23 protein-coding genes are annotated in these 26,384 nt (G+C 61.8%); 9 read left to right on the forward strand and 14 right to left on the reverse strand.

The window, feature by feature from the left end; translation table 11 throughout:
• The first annotated feature begins 4 nt into the window (after window positions 1-4).
• On the forward strand, window positions 5-1,657 hold the full coding sequence (locus AC0VX3_RS11605; RefSeq protein WP_475524832.1) for an FAD-binding oxidoreductase: 1,653 nt from the start codon (window positions 5-7) through the stop codon (window positions 1,655-1,657).
• Between the two features lie 397 nt (window positions 1,658-2,054).
• Here AC0VX3_RS11605 and AC0VX3_RS11610 read toward each other — a convergent pair whose 3' ends face one another.
• The 3 genes from AC0VX3_RS11610 to AC0VX3_RS11620 all read right to left on the reverse strand — a co-directional run bounded on the left by AC0VX3_RS11610 (window position 2,055) and on the right by AC0VX3_RS11620 (window position 3,506).
• Window positions 2,055-2,435, reverse strand: coding sequence for a VOC family protein (locus AC0VX3_RS11610; RefSeq protein ID WP_475525168.1), 381 nt, complete (start codon window positions 2,433-2,435; stop codon window positions 2,055-2,057).
• The gene (locus AC0VX3_RS11615) at window positions 2,435-2,989 is read right to left on the reverse strand and encodes a thioredoxin family protein (RefSeq protein ID WP_475524833.1); all 555 of its coding nucleotides are present in this window, start codon (window positions 2,987-2,989) and stop codon (window positions 2,435-2,437) included. The genes AC0VX3_RS11610 and AC0VX3_RS11615 overlap by 1 nt, the downstream gene beginning before the upstream one ends.
• Window positions 2,990-3,134: 145 nt before the next feature.
• Window positions 3,135-3,506, reverse strand: coding sequence for a VOC family protein (locus AC0VX3_RS11620; protein ID WP_475525169.1), 372 nt, complete (start codon window positions 3,504-3,506; stop codon window positions 3,135-3,137).
• A 678-nt stretch (window positions 3,507-4,184) separates the two neighbouring features.
• Here AC0VX3_RS11620 and AC0VX3_RS11625 point away from each other — a divergent pair.
• Both AC0VX3_RS11625 and AC0VX3_RS11630 read left to right on the forward strand, forming a co-directional pair.
• Window positions 4,185-5,315, forward strand: coding sequence for a type III PLP-dependent enzyme (locus AC0VX3_RS11625; protein ID WP_475524834.1), 1,131 nt, complete (start codon window positions 4,185-4,187; stop codon window positions 5,313-5,315).
• Window positions 5,316-5,325: 10 nt separating this feature from the next.
• A complete protein-coding gene (locus AC0VX3_RS11630) occupies window positions 5,326-5,877 on the forward strand; it encodes a GNAT family N-acetyltransferase (RefSeq protein WP_475524835.1) in 552 nt (183 codons plus the stop codon).
• Window positions 5,878-6,002: 125 nt separating this feature from the next.
• Here the strand turns inward: AC0VX3_RS11630 and AC0VX3_RS11635 are convergent, their stop codons facing one another.
• The 3 genes from AC0VX3_RS11635 to AC0VX3_RS11645 all read right to left on the reverse strand — a co-directional run bounded on the left by AC0VX3_RS11635 (window position 6,003) and on the right by AC0VX3_RS11645 (window position 10,142).
• Complete coding sequence (locus AC0VX3_RS11635; RefSeq protein WP_475524836.1) at window positions 6,003-6,377, reverse strand: hypothetical protein; 375 nt, start codon at window positions 6,375-6,377, stop codon at window positions 6,003-6,005.
• 196 nt (window positions 6,378-6,573) lie between these two features.
• On the reverse strand, window positions 6,574-8,388 hold the full coding sequence (locus AC0VX3_RS11640) for an adenylate/guanylate cyclase domain-containing protein (RefSeq protein WP_475524837.1): 1,815 nt from the start codon (window positions 8,386-8,388) through the stop codon (window positions 6,574-6,576).
• A 170-nt stretch (window positions 8,389-8,558) separates the two neighbouring features.
• Window positions 8,559-10,142 (reverse strand): SulP family inorganic anion transporter, encoded by a 1,584-nt coding sequence (locus AC0VX3_RS11645; RefSeq protein WP_475524838.1) that lies wholly within the window; start codon window positions 10,140-10,142, stop codon window positions 8,559-8,561.
• 421 nt (window positions 10,143-10,563) lie between these two features.
• Here AC0VX3_RS11645 and AC0VX3_RS11650 point away from each other — a divergent pair, with 421 nt between their 5' ends.
• From AC0VX3_RS11650 to AC0VX3_RS11665, 4 genes are all read left to right on the forward strand, one after another.
• Window positions 10,564-12,708 (forward strand): hypothetical protein, encoded by a 2,145-nt coding sequence (locus AC0VX3_RS11650; protein ID WP_475524839.1) that lies wholly within the window; start codon window positions 10,564-10,566, stop codon window positions 12,706-12,708.
• A gap of 335 nt (window positions 12,709-13,043) precedes the next feature.
• Window positions 13,044-14,249: an aminotransferase gene (locus AC0VX3_RS11655; RefSeq protein WP_475524840.1), complete on the forward strand. Its 1,206-nt coding sequence runs from the start codon at window positions 13,044-13,046 to the stop codon at window positions 14,247-14,249.
• 8 nt (window positions 14,250-14,257) lie between these two features.
• Entirely contained in the window at window positions 14,258-15,286 is a 1,029-nt protein-coding gene (locus AC0VX3_RS11660) for an asparaginase (RefSeq protein WP_475524841.1), read from the forward strand.
• A 320-nt stretch (window positions 15,287-15,606) separates the two neighbouring features.
• Window positions 15,607-16,407 carry a dimethylarginine dimethylaminohydrolase family protein gene (locus tag AC0VX3_RS11665; protein WP_475524842.1) on the forward strand — a complete coding sequence of 267 codons (801 nt, stop codon included), beginning with the start codon at window positions 15,607-15,609 and terminating at the stop codon, window positions 16,405-16,407.
• Between the two features lie 112 nt (window positions 16,408-16,519).
• On the opposite strand, the gene AC0VX3_RS11670 is transcribed toward AC0VX3_RS11665, so the two are convergent.
• From AC0VX3_RS11670 to AC0VX3_RS11680, 3 genes are all read right to left on the reverse strand, one after another.
• The gene (locus AC0VX3_RS11670) at window positions 16,520-17,758 is read right to left on the reverse strand and encodes a hypothetical protein (protein WP_475524843.1); all 1,239 of its coding nucleotides are present in this window, start codon (window positions 17,756-17,758) and stop codon (window positions 16,520-16,522) included.
• 145 nt (window positions 17,759-17,903) lie between these two features.
• Window positions 17,904-19,286 carry a TIGR03808 family TAT-translocated repetitive protein gene (locus AC0VX3_RS11675; protein WP_475524844.1) on the reverse strand — a complete coding sequence of 461 codons (1,383 nt, stop codon included), beginning with the start codon at window positions 19,284-19,286 and terminating at the stop codon, window positions 17,904-17,906.
• 171 nt (window positions 19,287-19,457) lie between these two features.
• On the reverse strand, window positions 19,458-19,931 hold the full coding sequence (locus tag AC0VX3_RS11680; protein WP_342892263.1) for a YHS domain-containing (seleno)protein: 474 nt from the start codon (window positions 19,929-19,931) through the stop codon (window positions 19,458-19,460).
• Window positions 19,932-20,139: 208 nt separating this feature from the next.
• Between AC0VX3_RS11680 and AC0VX3_RS11685 the strand changes: the two genes are divergently transcribed.
• The gene (locus AC0VX3_RS11685; RefSeq protein ID WP_342892264.1) at window positions 20,140-20,721 is read left to right on the forward strand and encodes a TetR/AcrR family transcriptional regulator; all 582 of its coding nucleotides are present in this window, start codon (window positions 20,140-20,142) and stop codon (window positions 20,719-20,721) included.
• Window positions 20,722-20,727: 6 nt separating this feature from the next.
• Here AC0VX3_RS11685 and AC0VX3_RS11690 read toward each other — a convergent pair whose 3' ends face one another.
• Together AC0VX3_RS11690 and meaB are read right to left on the reverse strand one after the other, a co-directional pair.
• Window positions 20,728-21,339: a pyroglutamyl-peptidase I gene (locus AC0VX3_RS11690; protein ID WP_475524845.1), complete on the reverse strand. Its 612-nt coding sequence runs from the start codon at window positions 21,337-21,339 to the stop codon at window positions 20,728-20,730.
• Window positions 21,336-22,334, reverse strand: a complete 999-nt coding sequence (gene meaB, locus AC0VX3_RS11695; RefSeq protein ID WP_475524846.1) for a methylmalonyl Co-A mutase-associated GTPase MeaB — start codon at window positions 22,332-22,334, stop codon at window positions 21,336-21,338. Before meaB ends, AC0VX3_RS11690 begins: the two co-directional genes overlap by 4 nt.
• A 124-nt stretch (window positions 22,335-22,458) precedes the next feature.
• Between meaB and AC0VX3_RS11700 the strand changes: the two genes are divergently transcribed.
• Window positions 22,459-23,514: a phytanoyl-CoA dioxygenase family protein gene (locus AC0VX3_RS11700; RefSeq protein ID WP_475524847.1), complete on the forward strand. Its 1,056-nt coding sequence runs from the start codon at window positions 22,459-22,461 to the stop codon at window positions 23,512-23,514.
• 89 nt (window positions 23,515-23,603) lie between these two features.
• Here the strand turns inward: AC0VX3_RS11700 and AC0VX3_RS11705 are convergent, their stop codons facing one another.
• The 3 genes from AC0VX3_RS11705 to AC0VX3_RS11715 form a co-directional block, all read right to left on the reverse strand.
• Entirely contained in the window at window positions 23,604-24,173 is a 570-nt protein-coding gene (locus tag AC0VX3_RS11705; protein WP_475524848.1) for a DUF1131 family protein, read from the reverse strand.
• 173 nt (window positions 24,174-24,346) lie between these two features.
• A complete protein-coding gene (locus AC0VX3_RS11710; RefSeq protein ID WP_475524849.1) occupies window positions 24,347-24,931 on the reverse strand; it encodes an LOG family protein in 585 nt (194 codons plus the stop codon).
• 46 nt (window positions 24,932-24,977) lie between these two features.
• Window positions 24,978-26,366, reverse strand: coding sequence for a dipeptidase (locus AC0VX3_RS11715; protein WP_475524850.1), 1,389 nt, complete (start codon window positions 26,364-26,366; stop codon window positions 24,978-24,980).
• Between the last annotated feature and the right edge of the window lie 18 nt (window positions 26,367-26,384).

A 26,384-nucleotide genomic window follows, 5' to 3' on the forward strand; every position in this document is an offset into this window, starting at 1 on the left:
GACCATGAACGACACAGATCCGCATTCATTCGGGGCCGCGACGGCGTCGCCGTTTCACGAGGGCGAACAGCTCGTTCAGGAAAAGCTGGGTGAGCGGGACATAGAAACCTGGGCAAGCAGGGTCATCCGGCCCTTCATGCCCGACCAGCACCGGCAGTTCTTCGAGGCGCTGCCCTTCCTGATTGTCTCCGCGCGCGATGCCAGCGGCAGACCCTGGGCGAGCGTTCTGGAAGGCCGGGAAGGCTTTGCGTTTTCACCCGATCCTGAAAGCCTGACCATCACGGCGCTGCCGGTGCCGGGCGATGCGCTGGAACGCGCGTTCACCGAGGGGGCGGACATCGGCCTGCTGGGCATCGAGCTGGCGACGCGGCGCCGGAACCGGGTCAACGGCACCGTGGCAGAGATCGGCGAGGGCGGGATCCGGTTTGCCGTTGGCCAGTCCTTCGGCAACTGCCCGCAATATATCCGCGAACGGGCGTTTTGGTGGAGCCCGGAGGCTCCGGACGGGACAGCGACGCGAGGCACGGTTCTGACTGAGGGTCAGAAAGACTGGATCGCCTCGGCCGACACGTTTTTCCTGGCCACAGGGTATCGCGGCGACGGCCATGATCCGGCTTTCGGCATGGACGCGTCACACCGGGGCGGCGCACGTGGTTTTGTCGAGGTTCTGAGCGGCACGAAAATCCGGTTTCCCGACTATGCCGGCAACCGGTATTACAACACGCTCGGCAACATTCTGCTCGACGCGCGCACGGGTCTTCTGTTTATCGACTATGCGACGGGGAGCCTTCTGCAACTCACAGGCCGGGCCACGATCGACTGGGACAGCGCGGACATGGTCCGGTTTCCGGGCGCGCGCCAGTTGGTCACGCTGGACATCGACGAGATCGTCGAGCTGTCGTCTGTGCTGCGTCTGCGCTGGCAGGAGGACGCAGACGCGGTCCGCTCGCTCAGGCTGGTCGACAGGACCCGCGAGACTTCCGATGTCACGTCTTTCGTGTTCGAGGCGCGTGACGGCGGCGCGCTGCCGCCGTTCGAGGCCGGCCAGCATCTGCCGATCGAATTGACGCTGCCGGACGGGGCCGGCAGGATCCAGCGCAGCTATTCGCTCTCCGGTGCGCCGGACGATGCCCGCTACCGGATTTCCGTCAAGCGGGATCCGCTGGGCCTCGGCTCGCGCCTTTTGCACGACACCCATGCGGTCGGTGCCACCATCGACTGCCGGATGCCGGCCGGTGACTTCGTGCTGCCGGGCACCAGCGGCCCGCTGGTGCTGGTCAGTGCCGGGATCGGCGTCACGCCGATGCTGAGCATGCTGCATGCGCTTGCGCGCGAAGACGGCCAGCGGCCGGTCTGGTTCGTCCATGGTGCCCGCGACGGCGACCACCATCCGTTCCGGGACGAGGTCACGAAGTTGATCGCAGGCAAACCGAATTTCCGGCGGCATACGCTCTACAGCCGGCCGCTGGCGTCGGATATTCAGGGCAGGGACTTCGATGCGGCCGGACACATCACCGGAGGATTTCTGGCGGCGCTCGCGAACCGGCAGGACGCCGGCTATTTCCTGTGTGGACCCGCCGCCTTCCTGGCCGAAGTGAAATCGGATCTGGAGGGAGAGGGCGTGCCGGAAAGCAGGATCCGGTCCGAGACCTTTTGAGAAACGGCAGCGCACTGAAGTGATGCGGTTCTGAGACGTTGTTTCCCGCTTGCGTCCCTTTTCACCTTTGCAGGCAGGGTTATCGCATATGGCCAGATACGCCAGTCCTGATGGTTTGCGGAGGCTGCCGTCTTCGGGAGTCACCCCGGACAAGCGAAGCGATGATCCGGGGCCTACTCGCAGTGCAACTTGTCGAGATGATTATTTCCTAGCCAGTAGAGTTTCTGCAATTCGTTTGCTCTCTGGAAATGAGTAGGCTCCGGGTCTCGCTTCGCTCGCACGGGGTGACACCAGTATTTGCGGCAACTTCTGGGGCAACTGCACGAATCCTGCCCACAAAGGGGAGATGGGAACGAACAGAGGATCTGGTGAGAAAACCAGATCTCTGATCGCGGCGTCATGCTTCCGGCTCAAAATCCACGTGGATGTGGTTGCCGTCCGGGTCCCAGATGTTGAAGGCGACGGTGCCCGTGCCGGTTTGCACCGAGCGGCGGTAGGTTTCGCCGCGCTGCTTGAGCCGGGCTTCGAAGTCCTGCGCGCCCGAGGCCGTGAAGGCGAAATGTTCCAGCTTGAGTTCTTGTTCCGAACCGGTTGCCTCCTTTGCTTCAATGCCGACCAGGTGGACCGCGGCGGCATCGCCGGCATAGAGCCAGGCGCCGGGAAAGGGGAAATCGGGCCGGAAACCGGTCTTCATGCCGAGCACGGCGTCGTACCAGGCGATCATGTCGTCGAGCCGCGTCGTGCGCAGGTTGACGTGGTCGAGTTTGCCGATCTTCATCACGCTGCCTTCCACTTGATGGAACAGCCCATTGACGGGATCTGTTCGGCCGGACCCTTGCCGGTTTCCGCGACCTGTTTCATCGCCTCATAAAGATCCCTGCGCAGATCCGGCGCTTCCCTGTTCACGCGGGTCGCGTCGAGACGGCCGCGATACTGCAGCCCGAGGTCGCCGTTGAAGCCGAAGAAATCCGGGGTGCAGGCCGCATCATAGGCTCTGGCGATGCTCTGATCGGCATCGTGCAGATAGGGGAACGGGAAAGCGTGATCCAGCGCCATCTTGCGCATGTTGTCGAAATTGTCCGCCGGGTAGGCTTGCGGATCGTTGGAGCAGATCGCAGCGACGCCGACGCCGAGGGCCTGCAGGTCGCGCGCGTCGCGCACGATCTTGTCGAGTACGGCAAGGACATAGGGGCAGTGATTGCAGATGAACATGACCAGCAGGCCGTTGTCCCCCTTCAGGTCGTCCAGCGTGTAGGTCTTGCCGTCGGTGGCGGGCAGGGCAAATGGCTGTGCCTGCCAACCGAAGTTGCAAACTGGTGGTGTCGCGGCCATTGAAATGTCTCCCGGTAGCGTGTCGAAAGCCGGGCGGGCGAAGCCCCCCGCCCGGCATCCGTGTACTCTTGTGGCTCAAATCTGCCCTCGCAGGCCCGTTCATGCAAGCCCGGCAGGCACGGTGCGGTTCCGGGCAATCAGCCCGTCAGATGATCTGCCCGACGTCGATCCGGTTGCCGTCCGGATCGGCGAAGACGAAGGCGCGCAATCCGTAGTCCTTGTCCTGAATGTGCCGGATGATCCTCAGGCCGTGCCTTTCGCAGGCCCGCAAGGCGGCATCCGCATCGCCGACAAGCATGTGCGCCTGGTTGAAGGCGGGCGCCCTGTAGCCTTTCTGAAGGCTCAGATGAAGCTCCGCATCGTCTTTCTTCAGGATCATGAAACCGACGGGATCGCCGTTTTCAAAAACCTTTTCGAATCCGAAGACCGCATTAAAAACCTGATAGGAGCGGTCGATATCGGTGACGCCGAGCGTCGCGGCAATGCGGCCGAGCTTCTGGCCGGTGGCATTGTTCATTGGCATGCCATGTCCTTTTGACAATTTCGAAGCGGTTTTCAGCTGTCCCGGTCGGTGCCGGTCGGCTGAAGGAAGAACCGCAAGATCAGGGCAGTGCCTGTCACCATGGTTACATCTGCGCGGGCCATGCGGCAACGCATTTCGAGGTCCACACGCGATCACGACCCCGGGACATGGGCAATCCACCGGGCCGGTACCTTCAAATTTCCTCTTGCACCCCGGTGAAATTGGGGGCATATACGCCTCGCCCAAATTCGCACGTGCCCGTGGTCGTTCATGGGATGTTTCAACAAGCATCTCTTAAGGGGCCGCTGCCAGACAATCCGCCAAGGGGCGGGGCAGCATGATCCGGACGGCTTAAAGCAACGACGTAAGAGGGCTTTTTTGGTCTCGGCCGGGGTCTCCAACCCCCGGTGTCACTGAAGAGGCACTTGTTACATCCTTGTCCGACGTGCGGTTCGGTATTCCCGATCCAATCAACGGCATTCCCGACGCGGGAAAGCTTTGTGTTTGCCGTCCGGCAACCGCAAGGCCCGACCGTCGCCGCAGTCAACCCGGCCTCCGGTTCCATCCCGGGGGAGGCCCGGTGAGTCTCGCGGCCCCCTGCGACGAGAACCTGCAGCGCGCCACCGGACCAGATGCGCGGCTGCGGCCTGATTTGAGAAAAGGGATATCCCGATGAGCGACCGTATCCGCGACTTCCTGCGCCGACGCGAAGACGACAACCCCTGTGTCGTTGTCGATCTCGACATCGTCCGCGACAATTTCGAGGCCTTTGCGAAGTCCCTGCCGGACACGTCCGTCTATTACGCGGTGAAAGCCAACCCGGCTCCGGAAATCCTCTCGCTCCTGGAAAGTCTCGGCTCGTGCTTCGACTGCGCTTCCGTCGGCGAGATCGAAATGGTGCTGGCCACCGGCGCAGACGCCGCGCGCATTTCCTACGGCAACACCATCAAGAAGGAAAAGGACATCGCGCGGGCCTATCAGCACGGTGTCCGCCTGTTCGCGGTGGATTGTGTCGAGGAAGTCGAGAAAATCGCCCGCGTTGCCCCGGAATCCAAGGTTTTCTGCCGGGTTCTGTGCGACGGTGCCGGCGCGGAATGGCCGCTGTCGCGCAAGTTCGGTTGCGATCCGGAAATGGCACCCGACGTTCTGGAGCACGCCCATCGTCTCGGTCTGACCGCTTACGGCGTCTCTTTCCATGTCGGTTCCCAGCAGGCCAACCTGCAGGCTTGGGACTTCGCGCTGTCGATGGCGGCAGGCGTGTTCGGGGAAATGGCGCTGCGCGGCATCGAGTTGAAGATGGTCAACATGGGCGGCGGCTTCCCGACCCGTTACCTCAAGGAAATTCCCGGTGTGCCGAGCTATGGCGAAGCCATTTTTCACGCGCTCACCAAGCATTTCGGCAACCGCCTGCCATCGACGATCATCGAACCGGGCCGCGGCATGGTCGGCAATGCCGGCATGATCGAAGCCGAAGTGGTGCTGATCTCCAAAAAGTCCGCCGAGGATGAAGTCCGCTGGGTCTATCTCGACATCGGCATGTTCAACGGTCTGGCCGAAACCATGGACGAGGCGATCCGCTATCCGATCCGCACCCCGCGCGACGGCGAGCGGACCACACCCTGCGTGCTGGCCGGACCGACCTGTGACAGCGTCGATGTTCTTTACGAGAAGACGCCGTACGAACTTCCCGTCAGCCTGTCTATCGGCGACAAGGTGCTGATCGAGGCCTGCGGGGCCTATACCACCACCTATTCGACGGTCGGCTTCAACGGCTTTGCGCCGCTGGCATCCTTCGTTATCTGAGGCGTCGGCCATGATCGATATCGTGGAGGAGGCGCAGGTCCATATCGGCGCCCGCGAGGCTCTGCTCGACCTCAGCTTCGGCGAGGCGCGCCGTGCCAGGACCTCGGAACGTCTGCGCGAAGGCCGTCTGCCGGTCTTCGCATTTGTGGCGCTGGACGCCACTGGCAAGCTGGTCGGGACGGTGCGTCTGTGGTCCGTTGCGGACCGCAGCGGATTTCAATGCCTGCTGCTCGGGCCCCTGGCCGTCGACCCCGGGTGCCGGGGCAACAGGGTCGGCGACCGGCTGATGCGCCATGCGCTCAACCAGGCGGCCATGCATGGCCACGGATTGGTGATCCTGGTCGGCGACCTGCCGTATTATGCCCGCTTCGGTTTCGCCGCGGGTCTGCTGGATAAGGTCGTGCTTCCCGGACCGGTTGATCTGGACAGGTTCCTCGGGCTGGAAATGGTACGCGGCCACCTGGCTGAGCTGAACGGGGTGCTCGCGGGAGCCGGGGTCAGCGACCCGGCCTGTGGTCTGCTGTCGCCGACAGACGCGGTGTCCCTGCCGAAACTGGTATGAGAACCGGTGGCGTTTCAAACTGCCGACAAACCCGCTTGCTTATATGGCATGATCTGCAACCGAGCGGCAGTGGCAAGGTTCGAAAACCGGGCCTGTCATGCGCCGAAAGCCCCCTGACGGCGCCCTCAGCCAGGTGTGAGCGTCTTGGGCATGCCGCGGTGTTTCAGCATCTTTGCCAGCGCGCGGGCGCCGGTGATGGCGGCGGTCACCGCGGTCACGCCGATAGCCAGGTCGAGGTAGGCGGACAGGGGCAGTCGAAGCGCGATCAGGAAGATCTCGAGATAGCTTGCCGTGAAGGCGACCAGAAGACCACCGGACAGGAGAAAGGCAAAGCCGTCGCCGGAGAACCTGCCGCGCCGTCTGTGTGACTGGAAATAGGCCGAGGCAAGGAAGTAGGTCAGCACGACCAGGAAAAACAGGGCGGTCGTCAGGAGCAGGAGCGTGGAGTCGATCACCGTGGAAGGGGTCATCGCGGTCCGAGCGAATTCGAATTGCTGCATATCTTTCATCCCGAAGCGCGCTGGGGTATGGCCGGGATCTGTCTGAACGGCCTTGCGTTTCACCGATATTTGCCAGCGGCGCCATCAGAGATGGGAATGGATTGTTCCATAGTCCAGTGGCATCGAGAAGTTTATTTTCCGGCTGTTTGTCGAGATGGATATCACGCCACCGGCCCTGGTCTCCGGTCGCGCCGGGTCAGGGCATCAACCGGACCACTTCCAGCGGCTCCGCCTTGCCCTTGACCCGCTGAGGTCCGATCGGCTGCAGCTTGCAATCCGGACCGAGCCTGCCGGTGATTTCGGTCGAGGCGAGGATGATGATTTCCGCGGTGCCGTCGATGTCCTTGCCGAGGCTCTCCAGACGGGAGGCCGCGTTCACCGTGTCGCCGATGACCGTGTAGTTGACCCGCTCCGGAGCGCCGATGTCGCCGACGACGAGCGGGCCCATGTGCAAGCCGATGCGGACTCGGACCGGGGCCTCGCCGGAGGCAATGCGGGCCTCGTTGTCCGCGTGGATGGCTGCCGCCATGCCAAGGGCGGCGCGGGCGGCGGGCGCGGCCGGATTGTCAAGATGCTCTGGCGCCCCCCAGAAGGCCATGACGCTGTCGCCGATGTACTTGTCGATGGTGCCGCCCTCGCGGGTGATTTCGGCGCCAAGCAGGGACAGGTGATGGTTGACGAAGGCGGCGGTCTGCGTTGCCGACATGCCTTCGGAAGCGGCGGTGAAACCGGCAATGTCGGTGAACAGGACCGCGACCTCGCGCTCTTCGGGCGGGGCGTCCGCGCGGCCCTCGCTCAGGAGCTTCTCGACCAGGGTTGTCGGCACATAGCGGTTGAACGCCGTCAGGCCGCCGACCATCGCGTTGAAGCCTCGTGAGAGGTCGTCCAGTTCCCGGATCACGCTGCCGGGCAGCGGTTCGACGGCGGTGAGATTGAGGCTGGCGACTTCGCGGGCCGCCGCCGAGGCCCGCTGCATCGGGCGCGCGATGCGCTGTGCCAGAACCACCGCGCCAAGCAGCGAAATCAACAGCAATCCGCCGCCGACCAGGGCCGCCAGCAGCAGTTGTCTGAGCGGCTGGTCCAGAAACTTCGCCGGAAAGTGCACGCCGATGCGGACCGGCATGCCCAGAAGGTTCTCGTTCTTGCGTTCCAGGATGACAAAACGTTTGACGCCGTCATCATCAAGGCCGGCATGAAGATCCAGATCCTCCGATATGTCGAAGGAGGTGTTGTCCAGTCTGGGCATGTCCTCGAAGCGCCCGAGGAAACCGTCTTCGATCTGGGCGACGTGAGGCAGCGGGGCCGTTTCGCTGAGGCCGTCGAATGTCTTGTGCAGGTCCGGATGGCCGATGATCCTGTTGGACCCTTCCTGCATCAGGAACACCGTCATGTCGTCGGTCGAGACGTGCCAGGTGATCTCGGACACCCGGTCGAGCGACATCCCGATCAGCAGGCTGCCGCGATAGGTGTCTCCCTCAAGGAGCGGGTGGACAAACACATAGTAGGTGTGTTCGCGTCCGGGCATGTAGAGCGGGTCGCTCCAGAACGGGTTGCCCTGCTGGGCGGCCTGTTGGGTGAGCGGTTCCAGGATCGGAATGTCGGCCGGAAGGGTCACGTCGCCGCCGAGCACCTCGCCGTCACCATCGCCGCGGTCGACATCGACACCATTGCCGTTTTCATCGACCAGAACAAGGAACGACACCTGTTCCATCGGTGCCAGGGCGCCGAAGAGATAGGTGGTGAGAAGATCGGGCTCGTCGAACCGGAGTTCCTTGCGTTCCCAGGACAGCCGCGTGTATTGCGCGGTCTCCCTGACCGCGTGCAGTTGCTCGACAAAGGCGGTTTCGGCCGAATCCAGGCCGATATCGACCAGTTCACCACCGAGTTCGCGCACCACCCTGGCCGAGGTCAGGGTCTGGATGATCAGGATCGCCGCAGCCGTGATCAGCACGAAGGAGCCGATGACGGTCGCCAGGGTCGGTGTGATGAAGAGTTTTCTGCGTCCTGCCAATACGGTGTCCCGCGCGTGTGATTGAAAACCGGCCGTCCGATTTTATCCTGTCCGATCAAGGCAGGAACAATAGGCCGGGGCATTCCCGCGGACAATGCGCATGCGGTTTCCGTAAAAAAAGACCCGCGATCTGTCGATCGCGGGTCCTCGTCAGGCAGGGGCAAGAGGGATCAGGCAGGCTTTGCCGGCTGCTCGAACGTGTCGCCATAATCGACCGCGATTTCGTAGTCCGGGTCCTCGAGCACGGAGACTTCCACCAGGTTTCCGGCTTTCGCAAGCAGCTTCTGGCAATCCGGGGACAGGTGGCGCAGGTGAAGGCGCTTGCCGGATGCTTCGTATTTGGAGGCCAGCGCGTCGATCGCTTCCAGGCCGGAATGGTCGACCACGCGGCTGTCGATGAAATCGACGACGACGTCTTCCGGGTCGGATTGCGGATCGAACAGGTCGGCGAAACCCGTCGCGGAGCCGAAGAACAGCGGACCGCTGAGACGGTAGACCTTCCAGCCTTCCTTGCTGGTGCCGATCCGGGCTGAAATGCGGCTGGCCGCGTTCCAGGCATAGGCGAGCGCGGAGATGATCACGCCGACAACGACGGCGACGGCCAGGTCGGCATAGACGGTGACACAGGTGACCACGACCATCACCAGTGCATCGATGACCGGGATCCTGTGCATGATCTTCAAGCTCGTCCAGGCGAAGGTCCCGATGACCACCATGAACATCACGCCAATCAGCGCGGCCACCGGGATCCGTTCGATCAGCGGTGAGGCGACGACGATGAAGGACAGCAGAAACAGGGCGGCCGCGATGCCGGCAATACGCGTGCGGGCGCCCGACTTCACGTTGATCATCGACTGGCCGATCATGGCGCAGCCGCCCATGCCGCCGAAGAACCCGGTGACGATATTGGAGGTGCCCTGGGCCAGGCATTCCCTGGAGGCGCCGCCCTTGGTGTTGGTGAGGTCGGCGACGAGATTGAGGGTCAGCAGCGACTCGATCAGGCCGATGGCGGCCAGGATCACCGCGTAAGGCAGGATGATCTGCAAGGTCTCGAATGTCAGGGGGACCATCGGAATGTGGAACTCCGGAAGGCCGCCGGCGATGGACGCCAGATCGCCGACCGAACGTGTGTCCAGATTGAAGCCGAGCACAAGCGCGGAGACCACCAGGATCCCGGCCAGGGGGGCGGGGAAACTGGTGGTGAGCCTTGGCAGGAACCAGACCACAGCCATGGTCAGCGCGACCAGGCCGAGCATCAGATAGAGCTGGGAGCCGGTCATCCAGGTCAGCCCGCCGGCACCGTCAGGCACCTTGAACTGGCCGAGCTGGGCGAGAAAGATCACGATGGCCAGTCCGTTGACGAAGCCGAGCATCACGGGATGGGGCACCATGCGAATGAACTTGCCCCACCGGAGCACTCCGACGCCGATCTGGAGAATGCCCATCAGGACAACGGTCGCAAACAGGTACTCGATGCCGTGCTGGGCCACCAGAGACACCATCACGACGGCCAATGCCCCGGTGGCGCCGGAAATCATGCCGGGACGACCGCCGATACACGCCGTGATCAGTCCGACAAAGAAAGCGGCATACAGACCGACCAGGGGGTTCACACCGGCAACAAAGGCGAAAGCGACGGCTTCGGGCACCAAGGCCAGAGCCACGGTCAAACCGGCGAGAATTTCTATCTTGATGCGTGATGCGTCGAGTTTGATCGATTGGGAGGGCGCGGTGGCCCCGGCTCGTTCTGTCAAGAAAAGCTCCAGATTTCATTTTTGGGTTGGTAGGTCGAAGCTGGAAGGTTCACCGGCCCGCGACCGGGATTGGCAGGCTTCTAGAGGATTTTTTGCGTTGCAGCAACGGATGTGACACGCCGAGGACCGGCGGATTGCATTGGCTCGCGCCGGTTCTGCAGCCCTCCTGTGGCGGGCGGAAGAGGCAAACGCGTCCATTTGTATTTGAAAGCCCTCTCCACCGGGCTTCGCCGCATACGGTAGGCGCTCGGCGGAAACACAACTATTCGTTCTCACCTGACACATTTAGCACCACGCGGCATGAGAACGGCTTCTAAAAGCGAACGAAGTTCCCGGTACCGTGTCGAGGCAAATCCACTCTGACCGCCAGGTGCGAAAGCATCTTCGGCCGCCGTCTCGATACCGCAACAAGGAGATCGCAATGCCGAATGGAATCAATCCGCTGAAGATACTGAGCAAGGTCGTTCTTGAGGACATCAATCCGACCAATTCTCTCCATGACTTCACTTCGATGTTGAGGAACAGCGACTCTGCTGTCCTGAAGCTGACCTTGGAAGGAAATGGCTTCGCAGTCGACATCAGAGAAACCCCATTGAATGTTTTCAAGTCGGCGGATGTGCGTTTTCAGCAGAATTCCGATGCAAGGTTCCGGTTTATCGATGCATTGAGATATGAGTTCGGCGAGGCTTATGGGGACTTTGCCGAAAGCCGCCTTGCAGATGACGGCAATTTCAGGGTGCGCGACATACGGTTCTTCGCAACGCTCGGCAAACTGTTTTCCCTGGGACCGGACCCGCAAGGTCGCGTCCCTTACGATGTCAACCTCGGTGATGCCGGCACGGGCCTTGTAGAGTTTCTAACCAGGAATCCAAACAGCAAGACGCGGAACGCGATTATCGAAACCTTCGCCGCCCGCATGGTGCAGGGATATGATTTTGCCGACCGCGATGACGAAAACTCGTTCGGGACCGGTCCGGAACTGATCAGGCGTGCAATTGGCGGTTCGCGGATCGGAGAGGGAACCTTGCAGGACTTTTTCGAAATCATGCTTCGAGAAGATGATGGCTTTCTTTTCTACAGTACTGACGGTTGTTTTGCCAGTTTGGGACAGAGCATCCAAAATGATCTGAATGGAGCAGTTTACAATACCATTGTCGAAATGGTCGGCCGCCAACCTGAGTTGCTTTTGCAACCTGGGTTCTTCGAGCAGGGCATGCACGGAGAAACGTGCAATGTGATTGTGGAACAGACGCTGGGGCTTCTTGGTTTTTTCGATGAACTGCAAAATTCTCCTCTGCCTCTTGATGTGAAATTTATTGTATTCAGCAACGCTCTCAAGGATGGCTACTCGGCCCAAGACGACAGGCTGCGTCAGGAATCCATCAAATCTATCGCCCTCATCAAGGACACCCTTATTGCAAATGGGTGCGGCGTGGCTCTGGTCAATCTCATCAGTGGGCAAGATGCGTTTGATTCCTCTGAGGTCGTGGAGGCTCTCAATGGCTTCTTCAACGAATTGAACCAGTTCGCACCGGGTTGCGGTCTCCGGGGACGGAGCCACGCACTTGCAGAGGTGCTTTTCCATGCCGCAGGTCAAGTCTTCGCCAACGGCGATGGCCCTGGCAGCACAGTCGACTTGGAAAGGCAGGCGCTTGCACTGCTGGATCGCGCGCAGATTGTTTTGAATCAGGCGTCCGAAGATCAGATCGTGTTTGAGGTTGCGGATCAAGCCAGTTCCCTGTTGGCGGCGTTTGGCGATTCTCGCATTGCTTCGGCGAAAATGCTGCATGCGGACAACCGGGAAATGGCGCAGCTTTTCTCGATGTTTATCGATTCAGGAGACGGAAACTTCTTCGATCTGGATCTTGATATCTCGGCGTTTCCTGATCCCCGTTCGAGGCTTCGCGGGGACGGTCTGTTCAATTTACGGGACCGCCTGATATCGCTCGGGCCGGTCAAGGGGCACTTGCGGAGCCTTGATGACGCTTCGGAGGGTCTGAAGACGGCTTTGTTCGAGGGGACCGGGCTGGAAGGGCTGGCATCCGAGACGGGAAGGCAGGGAGCTCGGGGTCCGGATGAACCAACGTCCGGACCGGTTTTGCTGATCAATGCACTCAACGGCCTGGAACGCTTTTTCAGCAGGAACGTTCATGAGCTGCTCGAATCCGGAGACCATTTTGGCCAGGTTTTCCTCCAGGGCTACTGGGCGCAGCTTCCGGACGACCAACTGGAGGGCGTGCGTTTCAACCTGGACACCATGATCGATCTCTTGAGCAAGAAGGCCGAAACCGCCCTCAGGGCTCTGGACGATGTACTGACAAACCTTGAACCGGTCGTGGCGATTTCCTCGGATCACGATTTTTTCGGGAATCTGTTCAACGTAAGAGAACATGATCCGGCGTTTTTAGAACTTTTTCATAGCAGAGACGTGCTTAGGGACCTTTCGGATACTGTGCAAGAAAACATGGGGGCTTTTCACCAGATCCGGGAATTCCTCACTGCGGTGAAGGAATATCCTCTTGAATTCGTGGTCAGCCTTGATGCGCGGCGAAAGGATCTTCTCTGAGGGCGAAGCGCCGCGCTCCATCGCAGGGGCCGAGACAAGACCTCTGCTCCGCACCGGTTTTATCGGCCACGGGCAATTGAACACCAGGGGCCGGCCATGCAGGTCGGCCGGATTGGTGTTGCGTGGGATGCGGCCTCGTCCGGCAGACTGACACAAGCCATGGAAGGCCGCGGAAGGACGCGCGGTCCTTGCGGCGGTCATCCGGGCGTCGCCGCGCGGGAGGTGCAACCGAAGCTTCTGTTGAATTCCGGCCTGTGCGACGGCGCCGCACGGAAAAGGCTCGACGGAGCTGCGGCAGGGGATTAGAACCGGAAAAAAGACGTCCGGGAGGAACAATGAAACCAACCAATCCGGTGTTTACCGGCATCGACACGACCGTGTTCGAAACGATGTCGCGCCTTGCCATGGCCCATGATGCCGTCAATCTGGGTCAGGGCTTCCCGGACGTGGACGGGCCGGACGACATCCGCAAGGTTGCTGCAACTGCGCTGATGGACGGCCCGAACCAGTATCCGCCGATGCTGGGTCTTCCGGAATTGCGCGAGGCGGTCGCGGCCTCCAACAAGCGCTTCTACGGACTTGATATCGATCCGCACAGCGAGGTTCTGGTGACCTCCGGCGCCACGGAGGCGCTTGCAGACTGCATTTTCGCACTGGTCGCACCCGGTGACGAGGTCGTGCTGATCGAACCGCTTTACGACTGTTATCTGCCCCTGGTGAAACAGGCTGGCGGTATCCCGGTGCGGGTCCGTGTGACGCCGCCGGACTGGACCCTGGATGCGGACGCCTTGAAGGCGGCCTTTTCGGACAGGACCAAGGCCGTTCTCCTCAACAATCCGATGAACCCGACCGCGAAGGTGTTTTCAGATGCGGAATTGCAGCTGATCGCGGATCTCTGCCAGCGGCATGACGCCTATGCGATCTGCGACGAGGTTTATGAGCATCTGGTCTTCGATGGTCACAGGCATCGCCCCCTGATGACTTTCGAAGGCATGCGCGAGCGCACGGTCCGGATCGGCTCGGCCGGCAAGACCTTTTCGCTGACTGGCTGGAAGGTAGGCTATGTCACGGGGCCTGCTTTGATGCTGGATCCGATCGCCAAGGCCCATCAGTGGCTGACCTTTACGACCGCGCCCAATCTGCAACGCGCGGTGGCCTATGGTCTGGCCAAGGATGACAGCTATTTCGCGGGCCTGACCCACGACCTGATGGCGAAACGGGACCGTATGGCAAAGGGGTTGGCGGCACTCGGTTTTTCGGTGCTGCCCAGTGCCGCGACCTATTTCCTGACTTGCGGCATCGAGGGGCTGGACCTGGGAAGTTCGGATGTCGACGCCTGTCAGACCCTGGTTCGGGAAGCCGGTGTCGCCGCCGTACCGGTGTCCGCCTTCTATGGCGACGATGCGCCGACCGGCTACATTCGCTTCTGCTTCTGCAAGAAGGAGGCGGTTATCGACGAGGCGTTGGCGCGGCTGGCAACTTTTTTGTCGGCGGGCCACGCGAATCCCCATAGTCTTATGCAACGTAAACTTGCAGAATGAGAAATTACATGAGAAATCCGGCACTGGTTGACGTCATTCGCGGCAGCGTGACCGAAAGCCTGCACCGTGGCAGCATCGCGATCGCCGATGCGTCCGGAAAGAGCGTTTTCGAGATCGGCAATGTGGGCGACCTGGTGTTTCCACGCTCCGCGATCAAGGCCCTCCAGGCGTTGCCTCTGGTGGAGTCCGGTGCCGCGGAAGCGCTGGATCTGAGCGATGCGGAACTGGCGCTGGCCTGCGCGTCCCACAGCGGCGAGGTCGTCCACGCCAATTCGGCGCGTGTGATGCTGATGAAAGCAGGGCTTACCGAGGACGACCTGGAATGCGGTCCGCAATGGCCGCAGCGCATGGAGGATGCCGCCAGGCTGGTGCTGGCGAACGAGTTCCCCTGCGGGCTTCACAACAACTGTTCGGGCAAGCATGCCGGCTTCCTCGGACTCGCGCGGGTCATGGGCGTCCAAACGAAGGGCTATGTCGAACCCGGCCATCCCGTCCAGCGTGAGGTCAAGCTGGTCATGGAACAACTGACCGGCGACACCCTGTCGGAGGATGTCTGCGGCACGGACGGCTGCTCCATTCCGACCTATGCCTCGCCTCTGGAAGGCTTCGCGAGGGCCTTCGCCGCGTTCGGAACGGGCGAGGGACTTGAGCCCCTGCGCGCGGACGCCGCCCGGCGTATCTTCGACGCCTGCATCAACGAACCTTTCATGGTCGCCGGCACGGACAGATTCTGCACCCGGGTAATGGAGACCTTCCGGGGACGGGTCTTCGTCAAGACCGGGGCGGAGGGGGTCTATTGCGGTGCCATTCCGGAGCTTGGTTTCGGCATCGCCCTGAAATGCGACGACGGCGCCACGCGCGCCGCGGAAGTGATGATGGCCACCGTGCTGGAATCCCTTCTTGACCTGAACGACGACGAGGCCACCCTGTTGGACAGCCTTGTCAATCCGCCGCTGCTGACCCGGCGCGGCATCCAGGCCGGCCACATCAAGCCGACCCGGGACTTTCTAAGCGCGCTGAAATCGGAGCTGCCGTGAAGTCTCGGCCATCGGGCTGACGGGGTGTGCCGTCATGTCTTCTTGCCCCTTAAGGCTGATGACACGCGTCTCATTCGTCATTCCGGCCGAGCGGAGAGAATCGGGATGACGACGGAAGCATCATGATTTTGTCGGAGGCCCGGTTCATAAAAGATGTTTTTCATCATGGCTTTATATCCTCTTCCTCCGGTTTTGCTGCAGCTTTGATGAATTTAGCGGTGCACAGGTCCGGTCGATACAGGACTTGAGGGCACCCGCATCTTGCAATTTGGCCCTGCGAATGGCTGGCTGGGCGCTTGTCTTGTCATTGGAGCTGTCTCATGGCGCATCGTCCCGGTCTGTCGTTCCGTTTTACCAACGCCATCACCCGCACACCCGCCGACAGTGTTGCCAGGGGCCTTCGGGCGGTGGATGCCGGTGACCCGAACGCCGAGGCCTTCCGCGCGGAGCATGGTCGCTACGTGTCGGCCCTGCACGAAGCCGGCCTCAAGGTGGATGTGCTGCCGCCGCTGGAAGACTACCCGGACAGTTGCTTCGTCGAGGACCCGGCCTTCTGCCTGCCGGAAGGCGCTGTCCTGCTGCGACCGGGCGCGGCGAGCCGTGAAGGCGAAAGCAGAGAGAGCCGTGCAGCGCTGGAGCGGCGGTTCGGCAAGGTTGCCGAGTTGCCAGGGGCGGGTCACGTCGATGGCGGCGATGTGCTCCTTCTGGACGACGTCATCTTGATCGGCCTGTCGGCGCGTACGGACCGGGAGGGGGCAGAGGCCTTCGCCGGCATGCTCGCCGAATGGGGCTACCGCGCAATGGTCTGCGAAACACCGGACGGGGTGCTGCATTTCAAGACGGCCTGTTCCACGCTGGGCGACGATGTCATCCTGGCCACGAAGGTCATGGCCGACAGCGGCTTTTTCGGAGAGCGCAAGGTCGTCGTGGTGCCGGAAGGCGAGGACTATGCCGCCAATGTCATCCGGGTGAACGATGTGGTTCTGGTGCCGGAGGGGTATCCAAAGACGCTTGCGGCCATCGCGGCGGCCGGGTTCAGGACGGTTGTTCTGCCGACCCATGAAGCCCGAAAGGTGGATGGTGGGCTTTCCTGCCTGTCGCTGAGATTTTCACCGACCTGATGGCGCTCGGGTGCCTGTCCCCTTGCGGACCTCTTTCGAAGTCCGCAAGGGGACAGGGTTGGTTTCGTCACAGGAACCGGCGCGTGTTTCGAGTTTCGCCGGTTCGGATTTCTCAGTGTTCAACGACCGTCAAGACGAGATTGAGCCTGTCACCGGCGACCTCGACAGAAGGTGTAAGGGTCAGGTGTTTATTGGGTTCAATCGCGTGAAAGCCCTTGAACTCGACCCGTTGGGCGAGCTCTTGCAGACCTGCGGATGAACCCGGTGCCGTGATGAGGGTCGAGACCGTGGATTGCGTACCGTCGGGAATATAGAAGAGTCCGGCAATAATTTCGAGAGTGCCTCCCGATACGTCGACGGTTTCCGAAAGCGTCAAATGGGCTGTGCGGCCTTTGAAGTTGTCAATGACGAACCTCAGGTCGCCGCCGGTCTGTTTGTAGTGTTCGACGGTTAAGGAGCCCATGGATCCCATTTGAAAGTCGCCGGTGGTGTTGATGACCGTGTCAGCGGTATTTCCTTCAAAGAGGCCGTGGGGGTGGTTTGCGCTGGTCTTTCCGCAAAAACGGCCACTATTTATCAGTTCGATCTTGTTGACGTTGGTGCCTACGATCTCCCCCGGGTCCTGAAAATTGTTGCCGCTCACCTTGATTGTGTCCGCGCTCCAGATCGTGCCGGTTCCATCGGAACTGACTTTGGACAAAGTGTCGATAGTCGTCTTCCCGACAATAACGACGGTGTCGGCGGGAATCGTCATGAAGGTTTCGGACTGATACTCCATGGTCAGAGCGCCCATGGCAGGTTCCGCCGTTTTGTAGTGTTCGGCCATGCTGTCCCGAACGGACTTGTCTTGCGGACGGTTTTCCACGGTGACAAGGGACTCAGAAGAGACACTGACTTCTCCTTCGTTGAAAAGCCGGCCGCCGAGTTTCAGTTCTGCGAAGTTGGTAATCGAGACAGCTTCAGTGGAAAACATCTCTCCGGAGGGGATGTGAAACAGACCGTTATTGGCAAACACATTCGCCAGAGAGCCTCCCGCGATACCCAGGAGCGCAGTGCCGTTCGGTCCATCGATGTGGCTTGTCCCTGTCCCCTTCGCCCGGACGCTGAACATCACGTGGGCGCCGTTTTCGACCCTGATGACCGAAAAACCGCCGTCGTGGATCTCGCTGTCCGTTGAACTTCTGATTTCCGCGTTCTTTTGAAGTGGAGTGGTGTCGGCGCTCAAGGTAAAGGAACCCACGACATCAATCGTCTGGATCCGCCCTGAATTTACCAGCGCGATTGCGGAGTTGAATTCAGCCTCGGTCGAGACAGATTGAACGATGCTTTCGGTTGCCAAGATATCGGCCATAGTTGCCCCCTGTCAGAATTGGTACAACTACGGATAGGGCACAAGCCTATAATATATCCTAAAGGGCGATCTTAGAAGTTTTACGATCCTGGATTGCAGTGTGCTTCCGCGTCGGCAAATTGTTCCTTCAGATCCGATTGTCTGTTCAAGCTGCAATCTGGTTGCCGTGGATGGTCAGATTGGGGAATTCCGAGGTGTTGTCGAGTTCGCCGGTGGTCTTTTCCAGCCAGCGGTAGCCGTTGATGGCGCCCGATTTCGCACCCTGGATGATGTTGCCGGTGACGACGGCGGAGCCGGCGCCCTCGACCACGGTCACGGCGATGCCGGTGCCGCAGTCCCGGACGACGTTCTGGGAGGCGGCAATGTTGCGCATGTACGGGCCCCAGCCGAGCATCAGGCCGATTTTCGGGGCGCCCTCGACCACATTGCCGGTCAGCGTCGTGTCGGCCTCCACGACAATGCCGATGCCGAAACCGGCGACTTCCGGCGGGTAGGGGCCGTCTTCCTTGATGTTGCGGATCAGGTTGCCGGTGCAGACCGCCATGCGTCCGCCATCCATGAAGTTGGCGATCGAGATGCCGATGGTGCCGCCATCGACGATGTTGTTGGCGATCACCGCGCCCTGGAAACCGAATTCGGAATAGATCGCGGTCTCGCCGGACCGCAGGCAGGAATTGCCGATGATCTGCACGTTGGAACCGGCATTGGAGCGGATCGCCGAGAACGCACAATCGGCGACGCGGTTGTTGGAGACCATCACGCCGTTGGCCCGAAACACATTGATGCCATTGCCGAACTGGCCGGTGCCGCCGTAGCGCGCCCCGATCCGCTCGACCCGGTTGCCGGAGACGATGGTGCCGTCCTCGCCCTCGCGCCAGCGATGCACCCAGATGCCGCCATTGGCGCAGTCGGTGATCGTGTTGCCGGTGATGGCCAGACCGGTTGCCTCGTTGGAGCGCAATCCGGCTTCCGCCGCGCCTGAAATGCGGCAGTTCTCGACGCGGCCGGAGCAGCGGTCCATGAGCAGGCCCATCTTGGAGGAGCCGGTGATCTCGCAATTGTCCAAGACGACATTGCCGACGCCGATGAAATGCAGAAGCCCCTCGGTGAAGTCGCCGATGGACCGGTTGGCCCCATCGAAGGTGATCCCGGTCAGGCCGATGTTGGATACGCCCTCAGCGCGCACCAGCTGGCCGCCGCCGCCCTGGTAGACAAGCCGTGTGCGCCCGGGCACGCCGACGATCAGGGTGCCGGCCGGCAGACGCAGATTGGCGACCGGATAGGTGCCTGCGGGCAGAAACAGGGCCCGGCCGCGTTCCACGGCGCGATTGACCGCGTTCTGAAACTGGGCGGTCTGGTCGCTGGCGGCGTTGGGCAACAGGCCCAGATCCTCGGAATCGATCGATCCCCGGAGGTCGGCAACCTTCATTTGCGCGGCGGCGAGCGTTCCGGAAAGGCACAAGGCCGTCCCTGCAAGAAACGCGCGGCGGTTCAGTTTTTGCAGTTTCCGTCCCATGGTCGATGCCATTCGCCTGTAAGTGTCCCGAAATGAGACCCGTTGCCGTTCTTCAAGACGGAAACCGCAAGAGGCGTGCCGATTGGCGCGAAGGGTGGCCATTGAGATCCAAAGACGAGAAAAGACCGGCCGGGATAGCTCCCGGCCGGTTCGTCGATTTCTCGGAAAGAATGGTCGGGCCGATTAAAGCGTGCCCGGGTCGGTGTTTTCCAGACCTGCCCAATTGTCGTCCGCCTTGACGATGAAGCCCGGGATGTCCTTGACCCAGCGTTCCTGGATCGACGGTGCGAGGTTCAGGTAAAGCTTGTTGTCGACGATCTTCCACAGGTCCGGATCGCCGTCGACCTTCACACCCATGGCCGTGCCGAATGCGCAGAAACCGCCATATTGCGGCAGGTAGCCGGCCGGGTTCTGCTTGAAGAGGTCGCGGTTTTCTTCCGAGACGAACCGATAGGTGGCGCCATTGTGCACTTCCGTAATGGCAATGCTGCCCTCCTGAGGGGCGCCGTTGGTGAAGTAACTGACCGGGTCGACGCCGCGCAAAGCCAGTCCGGTCACTGTGGCGTTGACATCGAAGCCCGCGCCGAAGGCGCTTGAGACAAGGCCGGTGACGATGACGAGGGCGGCGATGGAGCCGCGTACCATGTTTGCAATCATTCCGAAGCACTCCCAATGCGTTTTTGAACTGCACCGGCATGAAGCGATTGAAGTGTCCGGGCTTTTTCGGTACCATTTGGTTCCTAATCAAGCGCACCCTTCCGTTCCCGCCGATGGGTCCTACATACGGTTAGGAACCGATTGGTACAAAACACAAGCCCGTGACACCGGGGTGATGAAAATGTGAGGGCGCCGGCGCGCGAACACGATGGCAAGACCGAGGGAATTTGATCCCGACCGCGCGATGGACAAGGCCATGGTGCTGTTCTGGGACGTTGGTTACGAGGAAGCGTCGCTGGCTGGGCTGCTGTCGGCCATGGAGATCACCAAGGGGTCCTTCTACAAGGCCTTCCGCGATAAGCAGTCGGTCTATCTTGCCGCGCTCGACAGGTACAATGACAAGGTGGTCAGCGGCACCGTTGCCTATCTCGGGGACGGCGCGCAGGGTTCGGGCCGGGACAGGATCCTCGGGCTGTTCGGCCGGATTGCCGAGGCAGCCCTTGAAACCGGCGATCGCTTGGGCTGTTTCCTGTGCAATGCGATGATCGACAAGGCGGCCGGCGGCGGCGAGGCGGAAGCCAGGCTGCAGGCGATGACACGACGGCTGGAAGGCGGCTTTCGAAGGGCGCTCGAGGATGACGGCTTGGCCGAAGACGAAGCCCGTGCCGTCGCCCGGGGCATCCTGTCCACCTATTTCGGTCTGCGCGTCCTCGGCCGCGCGGGTCTTTCGGCAGACATGGCGACAGACTGTATCGGGCAGGTGGAGCGCCTGATCGACCGGGCCGGCTGAAGACAGCTATCGCAGGCGGCGCGCGGTTTCTTTGACAATGCGCAAGGCGGCTTCCTCGATGAGCGCCTGGGACGGTCTGGTATCCCGGCGGCCCCGCGGCAGGGCGGGAACATGGACGAAGATACTGGGAATGCCCGAGCCGATGGAGTCCCACAAGGTGGCGTTGCACAGATAGGTTCCGGCATTGCGCGAGAGCCTGACGGGCACGCCGCTGCCGGCCGTGGCGCGACGCAGGGCTTCGGCGGGCAGCGTCGCGGTCCTTGCGCGTTCGGCTGACGGGTCGAGTTCGGGACGAAGGGGCGCTTGCCCGGTGGCGTCTGGGCGCACCCGGACGGCCTGGTTGACTGCGCGGGTCTCGATGTTGAGCGTCCGGCAGGAGCCGTCGACGCCGAAATGCACGATCGCGTCCGGCCGGATCTCGCGCCGCAGCCGTGCCGTCACTTCGTTCCGTCCCGCCCAGGTGGTCGGAAGGACTTCGAACATGAACCGGACCCCGCACTGGTGGACCCCGAGCCGCTTCGCCAGGCGGTGCATCAGCCTTTCCGTCGGATTGAGAGGCGCGCCGGGAAACGGCGAGAAGCCGGTGACCAGGACGGTCTTGTGACGGGCAGGTGTCATTCCGTCAGCCCCATCAGCGCGGAAAGCTCGTCGACCGCCAGCGACACGGCTGTCCTGCCGTCACGCACATCTGCTTCCAGCGACCTGAGCCGGTCCGCGGTGCGCGGATTGGATTTCAGGGCTTCCAGCATGCGCTGCTGCAGCAGGTCCCACATCCAGGCAACCTGTTGGCGGCTGCGCTTTTCAGACCATTCCCCGCTCGCCAGCATGCGGTCCCGAAACACCTCGACCTGCTGCCAGAGATGATCCAGACCCTCATTGGCCAGGCCCGAGATGGTGATGACGGGCGGTGTCCAGCTGGGCGATTTCGGTGCAAGAATGTGGAGCGCGGCGCGGTAATCGGACGCCGCGGACCTGGCACGGGTCGCCCCGTCGCCCTCGGCCTTGTTGACGGCGATCATGTCGGCGATTTCCAGGACGCCCTTCTTGATGCCCTGCAGCTCGTCTCCGGCGCCGGGCAGCATCAGGACCAGGAAAAAATCGACCATGTCGGCCACGGCTGTTTCCGACTGGCCGATGCCCACGGTTTCCACGAGGATCACGTCGAAGCCCGCCGCCTCGCAAAGGAGCATGGTCTCGCGCGTCTTGGCCGCGACGCCGCCCAGGGTGCCTGCCGAAGGCGAGGGCCGGATGAAGGCGTTCAGGTCCACGGCGAGGTTTGCCATGCGGGTCTTGTCGCCCAGGATCGAACCGCCGGTGCGGGTCGAGGAGGGGTCCACGGCCAGGACAGCCACCTTGTGGCCGGCTTGTGTCAGGTTGGAACCTAGGGTGTCGATGGTGGTGGACTTGCCGACACCGGGCACGCCGGTAATGCCGACGCGCAGGGCCTTGCCGGTCAGCGGCAGCAGATCCTGAATGAGACCATGCGCAAGCCGCCGGTGATCCGCCTTCTTTGACTCCACCAGCGTGATCGCGCGGGCAAGCGCTGCGCGGTTGCCGTTCGTGATGTCCTTCGCCAAAAGCGCAGGGTCGGGTGTTCTTGGCTTCGGTGTCATGCTCAAGGCTTTAGCGCAGGAATCGTCAAAGGTCACTGCCGCCAAAGGGTGAAGTCCCGGCTCTGACGGATTGAAAGATTGAAACGGGTCGCAAAAGGCGCGATAGATTAAGCCACTTCGAAACATGATTTTATGGTCTGTGATGTCCCCGCTGTCCTATCTCAAAGCTCCCATCTGGGTTCTCGGCCTTGCCGGAACCGACAAGTCGCCGCGCAAGAACCCGATCCTGGGCAGCGAGCGGCTCAACGAATGGGGCCTGCACAAGAAGCGGGTCGCGACGGCGGCCGCTCTGGCCGCGCGGCGGCGTGCTAGCCTTGCCGGTCTGCTGGACCCCGAACAGCGCGCGTTTTTCGATGAAAACGGCTATTTTCTGGTGCGGGATTTCCTGCCGGACGACGTTTACAGGCAGCTCAGGGAAGAGGTCTTCGGTCAGCCGCTCGAAGCCCGGGAAATGAGACAGGGCCAGGCCGTCACGCGCATGACGCTGCTGCCGCCCGATGTTCTTGCGGCAAATCCGGCGCTCGGCCGGGCCGTGCGTGACCCGCGCGCCCTGAACATGATTCGCTACGCGGCGTCCCAGGGCGGGCAGCCTCTCAATTTCCTTCAGACCGTGCTGGTCGAGCCGCAGAAGGTGAAGAAGAAGGATCCGCAGTCGGACGCACATGCGGACACGTTTCATGCCACCTCGAAAGCCTGGCTGTTTCTCCAGGATGTCGGCGAGGACGACGGTCCGTTCTTCTTCGTCCCCGGGTCACACAAGCTGACGAAACAGCGGCTGGAGTGGGAATACGAGTGCTCCCTGAGCGCGGCCAAGGATGCGCGCTCGCACCACGCCAGCGGGTCCTTCCGGATCCGCGCCGATGAGCTTGCCGCCCTCGGCCTGCCGCAACCGGTGAAAATGGCAGTGCCGGAAAACACGCTGATCGTTGCCGACACGTTTGCGTTTCACGGCCGCACCCCCTCCGAAAAACCGACAGTCCGCTCGGAAATCCACTGGCACATGCGGCGCAACCCGTTCCTGCCCTGGACCGGCGGGGACCTCAAATCGCTGCCCTTTCTCAAGGACAGGGGCATGCCGATGCTGATGGATCTGGCCGATGTCGCGGAGAAGTCCCTGAAGATGCGGAATGTCTGGCGGCCGGTCGGCAAGGTCGACGTGCAGTCCAAGGCGCATGTCTGAGCAATATGCCGGTTAAAACGGGCTGAGGCCCTATAAATCTGCGGCGCGCCGGCCCGGCCTGGGCGTGGCCCGATCGGCCTGACAGGCCGTCAGCTCTTCGGTGTCCACAGGATACGCTGAAGTTCGGCATCGAACAGGTCGTTTTCGGCCGGCAGCCGGTCGAACGGACCCTGATAACCGGGGATGGCATAGACCAGTTCGACGTTCGAGTGACCCTCCGACACGCAGATCGCCATGCCGCGCCAGAGGTTCCTGCCGACGCGGCAATCCGCGCGCGACGAACCGATCTCGGAAAATGTCATGCCGATGCGCTCGCCGTTCGGACCCTGCAGGTGGTGGGTCACGCCGTGAACGGTGCGCACCCGGCCGTTCTTGCCCTTGAAGACCTGAAGCACCTGAAAGCCGTCACTGTTGAAGGCCGCCAGAGCCCATTCGGTGTTGTTTTCGACTGCGGTCTGAATGCCGTCCGTGGTGAAGCCCGGCAGAGCTGCCTCGATGGTCTTGGAGCCATACACGGTGTCGCCGGTGATGCCGCCGATCCGGTCCTCGGTGATCTGGACCAGGGTCTCGTTGAACGTCCGGGCCAGACGGCCGGAAGTTCCGTCGAGATCCGACGTTCGGGGAACAGGCGGCGGCTGTAATAGCAGCCAGACACGCAAAACCGATGGCACTTGGACGCATACTGATACTCGGACTGATTGTTTGGTGCTTCGGGAGGTGAAGCCTCGAGGGATTTACCAAGTAAAACACTGTTTGCAAAGAGAGACCGCGCGCCTGTGGACAGTTGCAGGCCGGCCCCACGGGGGCGTGCAATTTTTCGAAGGCTGCCCCCTCAGGTTTCCTCTTCCCTGGTGATCCATTTGGGAGCGGACGGCGGGCTGTAGTTTTCAAAAAGGCGGATCATGTCCTCGGGCGTTTCGGCGACCTGCGCCATGGCGCGCATCACGTCCCTGGTGAAGCCTTCGCGGGTCTGGTGGTCCAGAAAGGCGATCAGATCATCGAAATAGCCGCCGATATTCAGGAATCCGCAGGGTTTGCCGTGGTAACCGAGCTGGCCCCAGGTCCAGACTTCGAAGATTTCCTCCAGCGTGCCGACACCGCCGGGCAGGGCGATGAAACCATCGGACAGATCTGCCATCAGGGCCTTGCGCTCATGCATGGAGTCGACAAGGTGCAGTTCGCTCAGCCCCTCGTGGTCGATTTCCTTTTCCTGCAAGGCACGGGGCAGCACGCCGATGACCTTGCCACCGGCGGACCGGGCAGCATCCGCGACCTTGCCCATCAGGCCGACCTTCGCCCCGCCGTAGACCAGGGTGTAGCCCTGCTCAGCGATCAGGTGGCCCGTTCTGGCCGCCGCGTCGGCATAGATTTCCCGGCTGCCGTAGCTTGAGCCGCAAAAGACACAGATGGCTCTCATGTGTGTTCTCCGAAGTGATGGGTGCGGCAGGAGACCCTGCTGGTGCTCAGTCCTTGGCCAGTTCGTCCAGCACACGCGCCCAGGAGCGGATGCCCTTGTGGAAGCTGGTCAAATTGTATTTCTCGTTGGGAGAATGGATCTGGTCGTCTTCCAGACCGAAACCGATCAGCAGGGAATCCATGCCCAGCATGCGCTTGAAATCGCCGACGATCGGGATGGATCCGCCCATGCCGATCAGCGCGGCTTCCCGGTTCCATTCCTCCTGGAGCGCTTTCTGCCCCTTGGCCAGCACGGGCATCGTGAAATCGAGCCGGAGCGCCGGACTTCCTTCCTTGGCGATGAATTCCACGGAGCAATCGGCGGGAATTTTCGAACGCACATAGGCGCGGAAAGCGTCCTGAATCTTGTCCGGATCCTGATCGCCAACCAGGCGGAAGGTGAACTTGGCGTGGGCTTCGGCCGGGATCACCGTCTTGGAGCCTGCCCCCTGGTAGCCGCCCCACATGCCGTTGACCTCGACGGTCGGGCGCGTCCAGATGTGTTCAAGCGGCATGCGGTCCTTTTCGCCCCGGGGATATTTCAGGCCGACGTTGCCGAGAAACTCCTCGGCGGAAAAGCCCAGCTTGTCCCACATCGCCTTGACCTCGGCCGGTATCTCGATAACCCCGTCGTAGAAACCGGGCAGGGTGACCTTGCCGTTTTCGTCGTGCAGACCGGCAATGATGCCGGCAACGATATGGTTCGGGTTCTGGGCCGATCCGCCGTAAAGCCCCGAATGCAAGTCGCGGCTGGCGCCCCTGACGATGATCTCATCGCCGACCATGCCGCGCAGCATGACGGAAATGGCCGGGGTCCGGTCGTCCCACATGCCGGTGTCGCAGACCAGAGCCAGATCGCAGGAGAGTTCCTCCCGGTTGGCTTCCAGAAAGGGATGCAGGGACGGTGACCCGGATTCCTCCTCGCCCTCGAACAGGACCGTGACATCCACCGGCAGGTCTCCGGTCTCGGCGATGAAGGCCCGGGCGGCTTCCACGAAGGTCATCAACTGGCCCTTGTCGTCGGCCGCGCCACGGGCGACGATGATCTTGCTGCCGTCCTCCCGGGTCTTGATCGCAGGTTCGAACGGATCCTGGTGCCAGAGCTCCAGCGGGTCGACCGGCTGGACGTTGTAGTGACCGTAGAAAAGAACATGCGGGCCGGGCTTGCCCGATTTGCGGTGGCCGACCACCATCGGGTGCCCGGTCGTGTCACGCACCGCAGCCTCGATGCCGATGTCGTTCAATTCCCCGGCAAGCCACTCGGCGGCTTCGCGGCAGGGAGCCTTGAAGGCCGGATCGGTGGAAATGCTCTTGATCCTGAGAAGGTCGAAGAGACGGTTGAGGCTCTTGTCGAGGTCAGCGTCGATGCGCGCCAGGACAGTGTCGATGGAACTCATGACGTATCCTTGAAACTG

The organism is Roseibium sp. QJM3NY_11 (assembly GCF_056173175.1).

Excerpts from the sequence above, each read along its gene's own strand:
- AC0VX3_RS11605 (WP_475524832.1), top strand. The coding sequence starts at position 5 with ATGAACGACACAGATCCGCATTCATTCGGGGCCGCGACGGCGTCGCCG.
- AC0VX3_RS11610 (WP_475525168.1), bottom strand. The coding sequence starts at position 2,435 with ATGAAGATCGGCAAACTCGACCACGTCAACCTGCGCACGACGCGGCTC.
- AC0VX3_RS11615 (WP_475524833.1), bottom strand. The coding sequence starts at position 2,989 with ATGGCCGCGACACCACCAGTTTGCAACTTCGGTTGGCAGGCACAGCCA.
- AC0VX3_RS11620 (WP_475525169.1), bottom strand. The coding sequence starts at position 3,506 with ATGAACAATGCCACCGGCCAGAAGCTCGGCCGCATTGCCGCGACGCTC.
- AC0VX3_RS11625 (WP_475524834.1), top strand. The coding sequence starts at position 4,185 with ATGAGCGACCGTATCCGCGACTTCCTGCGCCGACGCGAAGACGACAAC.
- AC0VX3_RS11630 (WP_475524835.1), top strand. The coding sequence starts at position 5,326 with ATGATCGATATCGTGGAGGAGGCGCAGGTCCATATCGGCGCCCGCGAG.
- AC0VX3_RS11635 (WP_475524836.1), bottom strand. The coding sequence starts at position 6,377 with ATGCAGCAATTCGAATTCGCTCGGACCGCGATGACCCCTTCCACGGTG.
- AC0VX3_RS11650 (WP_475524839.1), top strand. The coding sequence starts at position 10,564 with ATGCCGAATGGAATCAATCCGCTGAAGATACTGAGCAAGGTCGTTCTT.
- AC0VX3_RS11655 (WP_475524840.1), top strand. The coding sequence starts at position 13,044 with ATGAAACCAACCAATCCGGTGTTTACCGGCATCGACACGACCGTGTTC.
- AC0VX3_RS11660 (WP_475524841.1), top strand. The coding sequence starts at position 14,258 with ATGAGAAATCCGGCACTGGTTGACGTCATTCGCGGCAGCGTGACCGAA.
- AC0VX3_RS11665 (WP_475524842.1), top strand. The coding sequence starts at position 15,607 with ATGGCGCATCGTCCCGGTCTGTCGTTCCGTTTTACCAACGCCATCACC.
- AC0VX3_RS11670 (WP_475524843.1), bottom strand. The coding sequence starts at position 17,758 with ATGGCCGATATCTTGGCAACCGAAAGCATCGTTCAATCTGTCTCGACC.
- AC0VX3_RS11675 (WP_475524844.1), bottom strand. The coding sequence starts at position 19,286 with ATGGCATCGACCATGGGACGGAAACTGCAAAAACTGAACCGCCGCGCG.
- AC0VX3_RS11680 (WP_342892263.1), bottom strand. The coding sequence starts at position 19,931 with ATGATTGCAAACATGGTACGCGGCTCCATCGCCGCCCTCGTCATCGTC.
- AC0VX3_RS11685 (WP_342892264.1), top strand. The coding sequence starts at position 20,140 with ATGGCAAGACCGAGGGAATTTGATCCCGACCGCGCGATGGACAAGGCC.
- AC0VX3_RS11690 (WP_475524845.1), bottom strand. The coding sequence starts at position 21,339 with ATGACACCTGCCCGTCACAAGACCGTCCTGGTCACCGGCTTCTCGCCG.
- meaB (WP_475524846.1), bottom strand. The coding sequence starts at position 22,334 with ATGACACCGAAGCCAAGAACACCCGACCCTGCGCTTTTGGCGAAGGAC.
- AC0VX3_RS11700 (WP_475524847.1), top strand. The coding sequence starts at position 22,459 with ATGATTTTATGGTCTGTGATGTCCCCGCTGTCCTATCTCAAAGCTCCC.
- AC0VX3_RS11710 (WP_475524849.1), bottom strand. The coding sequence starts at position 24,931 with ATGAGAGCCATCTGTGTCTTTTGCGGCTCAAGCTACGGCAGCCGGGAA.
- AC0VX3_RS11715 (WP_475524850.1), bottom strand. The coding sequence starts at position 26,366 with ATGAGTTCCATCGACACTGTCCTGGCGCGCATCGACGCTGACCTCGAC.